Annotated in this window: 6 protein-coding genes and 1 rRNA gene; 2 read left to right on the forward strand and 5 right to left on the reverse strand. The window is 71.0% G+C overall.

Annotated features, from left to right (window positions below; translation table 11 throughout):
* From I5E_RS20215 to I5E_RS23050, 4 genes are all read right to left on the reverse strand, one after another.
* Window positions 1-223: ribosomal RNA gene (locus I5E_RS20215) — 16S ribosomal RNA — on the reverse strand; the annotation flags it as partial.
* Between the two features lie 237 nt (window positions 224-460).
* Entirely contained in the window at window positions 461-1,366 is a 906-nt protein-coding gene (locus I5E_RS20220; protein WP_022908577.1) for a helix-turn-helix transcriptional regulator, read from the reverse strand.
* Window positions 1,367-1,475: 109 nt separating this feature from the next.
* A complete protein-coding gene (locus tag I5E_RS20225; RefSeq protein WP_022908578.1) occupies window positions 1,476-2,750 on the reverse strand; it encodes a hemolysin family protein in 1,275 nt (424 codons plus the stop codon).
* Window positions 2,751-2,833: 83 nt separating this feature from the next.
* Window positions 2,834-3,769 (reverse strand): M23 family metallopeptidase, encoded by a 936-nt coding sequence (locus tag I5E_RS23050; RefSeq protein WP_022908579.1) that lies wholly within the window; start codon window positions 3,767-3,769, stop codon window positions 2,834-2,836.
* Window positions 3,770-3,931: 162 nt separating this feature from the next.
* Between I5E_RS23050 and I5E_RS20235 the strand changes: the two genes are divergently transcribed.
* Window positions 3,932-4,381 (forward strand): hypothetical protein, encoded by a 450-nt coding sequence (locus tag I5E_RS20235; RefSeq protein WP_022908580.1) that lies wholly within the window; start codon window positions 3,932-3,934, stop codon window positions 4,379-4,381.
* Window positions 4,382-4,453: 72 nt separating this feature from the next.
* On the opposite strand, the gene I5E_RS20240 is transcribed toward I5E_RS20235, so the two are convergent.
* Window positions 4,454-4,819: a hypothetical protein gene (locus I5E_RS20240; RefSeq protein ID WP_022908581.1), complete on the reverse strand. Its 366-nt coding sequence runs from the start codon at window positions 4,817-4,819 to the stop codon at window positions 4,454-4,456.
* Window positions 4,820-5,009: 190 nt separating this feature from the next.
* Between I5E_RS20240 and I5E_RS20245 the strand changes: the two genes are divergently transcribed.
* Window positions 5,010-6,961, forward strand: a 1,952-nt coding sequence (locus tag I5E_RS20245) for an NADP-dependent isocitrate dehydrogenase (protein WP_022908582.1), incomplete at its 3' end; no start/stop codon positions are given.

Here is a 6,961-nt window from a genome sequence, read left to right on the forward strand (position 1 = left end):
CCCAACCAAAAAATCTTTCCAACACCAGAACATGCGGCCGGCAGTCATATCCAGTAATAGACGTCGTTCCCAACGCTTATCCCAGAGTCAGGGGCAGGTTACTCACGTGTTACTCACCCGTTCGCCACTAATCCACCCAGCAAGCTGGGCATCATCGTTCGACTTGCATGTGTTAAGCACGCCGCCAGCGTTCGTCCTGAGCCAGGATCAAACTCTCCGTAAAAAATTACAGATCCGACACCCGAAAGCATCGAACCGGCTCCCACCACCTGACACCGCCCCTGGCGATCCGCCGTGACCGTTCTGGTTCGGGAATCCCGGGGATCGCGAACCGGAACGGTCAACGACGCGACGGCACGGGTCGCCGAGCGGCCTCACCGGACCGATCCACCGTGACCGGACCGATCGACCATGACCGGACCGATCCACCGTGACCGCTCGGGTCCACGGGGGCTCCGGGTCAGTCGACCGACTCGGTCTCCGACGCGCGCAGTGCCGCGTAGTGCTCGGCGCGTTCCGTGGCGGCCCACGACCCGAGGAGTGCCAGGGAGCGCTCGGACTCGCTGCCGGGTTCGGCCGAGTACGAGAACATCACGAGCCCTCGGTCCGCGACGAGCTCGAGGGCCTCGTAGTCGAGCCGGAGTTCGCCGACGATGGGGTGCACGATCCGCTTCTTGCCGGTGCGGTGCATCCGGACGTCGTGCGCGGCCCACCAGGTGCGGAACTCCTCGCTCCGGGTGGACAGTTCGCCGACGAGGGTCACGAGCCCGGGCTCGCACGGGTTCGACACCGCGGCCGCGCGGAGGATCGCCACCGCGTCCCGGGCGGTCTGCGCCCAGTCCGCGAAGAACTCCTTCGCCGCCGGGTCGAGGAACGTGAAGCGGGCGGTGTTCACCGGGCGCCCGGGTCCGGCGAACATCGGCGCGTACAGGGCACGACCGAGGTCGTTCGTCGCGACGACGTCGCCGCGCTCGTTCCGCACCCACGCGGGCGCCCCGGTGATCGAGTCGAGCAACCGCTGCACCCCGGGCCGGACGCGGGTCGGGACGTTCCGGTGCATCACCTTCACGCCGGAGTTCGCCAGGCGCGCGAGGTCCCACAGGTGGACGCGCTCGTCCTCGTCGAGCTGGAGTGCGGCGGCGAGCCCTTCGAGCACGCTGTCCGACACGCCCTTGAGCGAGCCCCGCTCGAGGCGCGTGTAGTAGTCGACGCTCACCCCGGCGAGCATGGCGACCTCGTGGCGTCGCAGCCCCGGCACCCGCCGGACGCCGCCGCCGAACGAGGGCATGCCGACCTGCTCGGGGGTGAGCCGCGCCCGCCTCGAGGACAGGAAGTCGCGGATCTCGTTGCGCACGTCGATACCCATGCGACGAGCGTACGTCCCGCGCCTGGTACCCCGGCAGGCCCTGCCCGTACCCGGGAGGCCCTGCCCGGACCCGGCAGGCCCTGCCCGGACCCGGCCCGGGACCGCGACCTCAGGCGGAGACGTCCGCCGTGATGCGCACCCGGGCCACGCGGTGCCCGTCCATCGCGGTGACCTCGAGCCGGTACCCGTCGACCTCGACCACGTCGCCGACCTCGGGCACACGGTCGAGCGCCACCTGCACCAGGCCGCCCACCGTCTCGTAGTCACCGTCCGGCAGCGTCGGGCCGCCGTCGGCGACGAGGTCCTCGAGCACGGTCGCCCCGTCGACGCCGTCGTGACGGGCCGCCTGCTCGTCGAACTCGGCGGCGTCCCACTCGTCCCGGATGCGTCCGACGAGGTCCTCGAGCAGCGCCTCGAGCGTGACCATCCCGGCGCTCCCGCCGTACTCGTCGACGACCAGGGCGATCTGGTGGCCTTCGGTGCGCATGTCCGCGATGGCGCTCGACAGCGACTTCGTCTCGGGCAGCGCGAGCACGGGACGGACGAGGGTCGACACCGGCCGGGTGGGGTCCTCGGGTCGCAGCAGATCGCGCAGGTGCACGAACCCGGCCACGTCGTCGCGCGAGCCCTCGGTCACGAGGTACCGCGTGTGACCGACCTCGATGGCGTGGTCGGTGGCCTCGGAAATGGTGGTGTCGGCGGCGATGGTCGCGACGTCGAACCACGGGCGCATGGACTCGCGGAGGATCCGGTCGCCCGCGTCGAGGGCACTCCGGGCGATCCGGCGGCCCTGGGCGTCGATGGCGTCGTGCTCCTCGACGAGGCCGCGGAGCTCCTCGGTGCTCATCGACTCGCTCCGGGCGTCCGGGTCCCCGCCGAGCAGTCGCACCACGGCGTCGGTCGACTTCGAGAGCAGCCAGATCACCGGGCGCATGAGGGTGGCGAACCGGTCGAGCGTCGGTGCCACGGCCATCGAGAAGCCCTCGGCCCGCTGCAGGGCGAGCCGCTTCGGCACGAGCTCGCCGAACACCAGCGACAGGTAGGCGATCACGAGGGTCATGAGCACCAGTGCGACCACCTCGGCCGCGCCCTGCTCGAGGCCGATGCCGGTGAACAGCGGGGCGACGTCCGGGGCGATCGAGGACGCACCGTAGGCGGCAGAGAAGAACCCCGCGACGGTCACGCCGATCTGCACGGCGGACAGGAAGCGGTTCGGGTCGCGACCGAGCTCGGCGACCCGCATCCCCCGCGAACCGCGACGCTCGAGCTGCTGCAGCTGTGACTCGCGCAGGGAGACGAGGGCGATCTCGGCCGCTGCGAACACGCCGCCGACGAGCACGAAGAGGACCACGAGCCCGAAGGCGATCCAGGTGTCGGCTCCCATCAGCGGGCCACCGGCTCAGATCGGCGTCGGGCGGGCGGTCTGTGGCAGTCGTCCATGCCTGTGACTCTGCACAGGAAACCTGATCAAGCGGTGAGGGAACGCCCGATGCGCGCTTCGAGCCAGGCCTCAGGGTCGATCGGCGTCACGCCGTCCATGAGGACCTCGAGGTGGAGGTGCGCGCCCGTGGAGACGCCGGACGACCCGACCTTGCCGATGAACTGCCCCGCCTCGACGGTGTCGCCGGCCCGGAGGGGCGAGGAGCCGGGGATCATGTGACCGTAGAGCGTCGAGACCTTGCGGCCGTCCACGACGTGGTCGATGATCACCGCGGTGCCGTACGAGAAGTACGTGCCGGAGACCCGGACGGTGCCCGCGGCGACGGCGCCGATCGGTGCACCCATGCCCGGGTTGAAGTCGAGGCCCTGGTGGAGCGAGGAGCAGGCGCCGCAGGGAGCCGCACGGTAGCCGAAGCCCGAGCTCATCCGCACCGGACCGGGGAAGGGCGAGCGGATCTCGCCGCCGTAGGACACCGACGTGCCGGGCGTGCCCGTCGAGCCGCCGCCGACGGTGAACCCGTCGCGGTCGAGGGCCGAGGCGGCGATCGCCTGCGTGACGGCGTAGTCCTGCGTGCGCACGGACGGCGCGAGGGTCGCGGTCGCGATCGAGGTGCCGACGCTCGCGTGCGCGGGCATCGCGGACGCGGCGAACATGGCGAGGGCCGCCAGGGCGCTCGTGAGGGTGATGCGGCTGGCGCGGCGGGACCGGGAGGCGCGGGTCGCGCGGACGACGGCGGGCGCGGTCGGTGCGGGTCGGCGGACGACGCGCTGGACGCGGGGGTCGACGTGCTCGGTCGCGGCGCGTGCGGCTGCCGTGCGACGACCGGTCGGCACCGGCTTCGGTGCACGCTCGCGGCGGGCCGGCTTCCGGGCTGCGGCGCGCTCGGCCTCGAGGGCGGCGCGACGGGACAGGTGCACCACCGGGGTGTCCGGGTGCTGGTCGAGTTCGCGTGCAGTCGTCATGGCCGCCCACCATTCTGCACGACTCTGTCGCTTTGTACAGGTCCTTTCGTGATCTCATCGTTACCGAGTGCTGGGAGGGTGCTGATCCCCGAGGCCCGCGGCGGACCCCGACGACGCCCGGTCAGTAGTGTCCGCAGTGAGCGAGCCGAAAGGACCCTCCACATGGCCCGAAGACCGCGCGAGCGGCACGAACCGGTCGACCTGGGCACGGCCCACGTCGTGCTCGCCGGCACGCAGGAACTCCTCCCCGTGCTCCGCACCGCTGCCGTGCGGGCCGGTGTCGACGCGGCTCGGATGCGGGTGGTCGGGGTCGACGACCTGCCGGACCCCGCCGAGACGTGGGACGCCGAACTCGCGGTCATCGCGATCCGTCGACCGGGCGACGATCCCGCGTTCCACCGCGCGCACGAGGCCGCCGAGATGATCGACCCGCTCCTGGCGCCGCACGCCGTCCGGATCGTCGTGACGGTGTCCGGGCTGACGCGTCTCGCCCCGAAGATCGAGCGGACGCTGACGTCCGAGTTCCTGCACCAGATCGGCGCGGCGTCGGCGCCGTCCGGGTTCGAGCGTCCGTTCCCGACTTTCGGATGCGCCTCGGGCTCGCGGCGCTGAAGACCGCCGGTGTCCGCGTGTTCCGGGTGCGCATCGGCGAGTGACGCGCGCAGTCCGGGTCGGACCGGGCGGTCAGTCCCCGTCCGGCTCCGGGGTGTGGACGGACGAGGCCTTCACCGCGTGGTGCGGCGGGGCGACGTGGGCGACGAGTGCCACGCTCCCCGCGGCGAGGACGAGCGCGAGCGTGCCCGCGGTCACGGCGGTCCCGATCCGCCGCAGCCGCGAGCCCGACCCGCGGTCCCGCGGCGCGAAGCGGGCGAGCCCGCGCCGGGGCGTCGGCCCCACCAGCCAGGGTCCGGAGCCGTCCTCGTCGTAGGAGAACGGTCCCGAGCCGTCCGGTGCGTACCGGTACGGTCCGCTGCCGTCCACGGCGTAGGCCGAGCGGAGGTCCTCCGCGGACCAACCGAAGTCCTCCGGTGTCTGCCGTGTCGTCGCCATGTGCGCCTCCTGGTCCGTGTGTCGCGGAAGACCAGTCGACGGGACGTCCCTATGAGTCGCCAGTGCGCCTCCAGGAAGCGGACCGAGCATCCGCTCCACGCAGGCGGCACCATGTATCTTGATGTCGAGACATCCCGCTGCGCGAGTAGCGTGGACGTACCGACGGTCGAACAAGGGAGTACCCGCCAGCATGGCCAAGATCATCTACACCCTCACGGACGAGGCGCCGTTCCTCGCCACCCACTCCTTCCTCCCGGTCATCCAGGCCTTCGCCGGCACCGCAGGTGTCGACGTCGAGACCCGCGACATCTCGCTCTCCGGCCGGATCATCGCCCAGTTCCCGGAGCGCCTCACCGCCGAGCAGCGCCTGGACGACGCCCTCGCCGAGCTCGGCGACCTGGCGAAGACGCCCGAGGCGAACATCATCAAGCTGCCGAACATCTCGGCGTCGATCCCCCAGCTCAAGGCCGCGATCAAGGAACTCCAGGCGCAGGGCTACGACCTGCCGGACTACCCCGACGAGCCCGCGACCGACGAGGAGCGCGACACCCGCGCCCGCTACGACCGCACCAAGGGCAGTGCCGTCAACCCGGTCCTCCGCGAAGGCAACTCCGACCGTCGTGCCCCGCTCTCCGTCAAGAACTACGCCCGCAAGCACCCGCACCGCATGGGCGCCTGGAGCCACGACTCGAAGACGAACGTCGTGACGATGGGCACGGACGACTTCCGCTCGAACGAGCAGTCCTGGATCGCCCCGGCCGATGACGTCCTGACGATCGAGTTCGTGGGCAGCGACGGCGAGACCACGGTCCTCAAGCAGTCGATCCCCGTCCTCCAGGGCGAGGTCGTCGACGGTACGGTGCTGCACGTCCGCGCGCTCGAGGCCTTCCTGCGGGACCAGATCCGCGCGGCCGAGGAACAGGGCGTGCTGTTCTCGGTGCACCTCAAGGCCACGATGATGAAGGTCTCGGACCCGATCATCTTCGGGCACGTCATCCGCGCGTTCTTCCCGAGCGTCTTCGAGCGGTTCGGCGCCGACCTCGCCGCCGCCGGGCTCAACCCGAACGACGGCCTCGGCTCGATCCTCGCCGGGCTCGACGCCGTGCCGAACGGTGCGGAGATCAAGCAGGCCTTCATGGACGGCATCGACGCGGGCCCCGAGCTCGCGATGGTCGACTCCGACAAGGGCATCACGAACCTGCACGTCCCGAGCGACGTCATCGTCGACGCCTCCATGCCGGCGATGATCCGCACCTCCGGCCACATGTGGGGTCCGGACGGCGAGGAGCACGACACCCTCGCGGTCATCCCGGACTCGAGCTACGCGGGCATCTACCAGGCGACCATCGAGGACTGCCGGGCCAACGGCGCCTTCGACCCGGCCACCATGGGGTCGGTCCCGAACGTCGGGCTGATGGCGCAGAAGGCCGAGGAGTACGGCTCGCACGACAAGACCTTCGAGGTCCCGGCCGCCGGCCGCGTCCGCGTGGTCACGAGCGGTGGCGAGACGGTCATCGAGCACGAGGTCGAGGCCGGTGACATCTGGCGCGCCTGCCAGACGAAGGACGTCGCCATCCGCGACTGGGTGAAGCTCGCCGTCACCCGCGCCCGTGCCACCGGCTCCCCCGCGGTGTTCTGGCTCGACGAGAGCCGTGCGCACGACGCGAACCTCATCGGCCTCGTGCGGACCTACCTCGGCGAACACGACACCGACGGCCTGCAGATCGAGATCATGTCGCCCGAGGACGCGATGCGCTTCTCGCTCGAGCGCATCCGCCGCGGCGACGACACCATCTCGGTCACCGGCAACGTCCTCCGCGACTACCTCACCGACCTGTTCCCGATCATGGAGCTCGGCACCTCGGCGAAGATGCTCTCCGTGGTCCCGCTCCTCGGCGGCGGCGGCCTGTTCGAGACCGGTGCCGGTGGTTCGGCGCCGAAGCACGTCCAGCAGCTCGTCGAGCAGAACTACCTGCGCTGGGACAGCCTCGGTGAGTTCCTCGCGCTCGCGGTCAGCCTCGAGCACCTCGCGGGCGTGACCGGCAACGAGCGCGCGAAGATCCTCGGCGAGACGCTCGACCGTGCCACCGGGACCTTCCTCGACGAGGACAAGTCGCCGGGGCGCAAGCTCGGGTCGATCGA

This window comes from Curtobacterium sp. B18, from assembly GCF_000333375.1.
Classification (GTDB): domain Bacteria; phylum Actinomycetota; class Actinomycetes; order Actinomycetales; family Microbacteriaceae; genus Curtobacterium.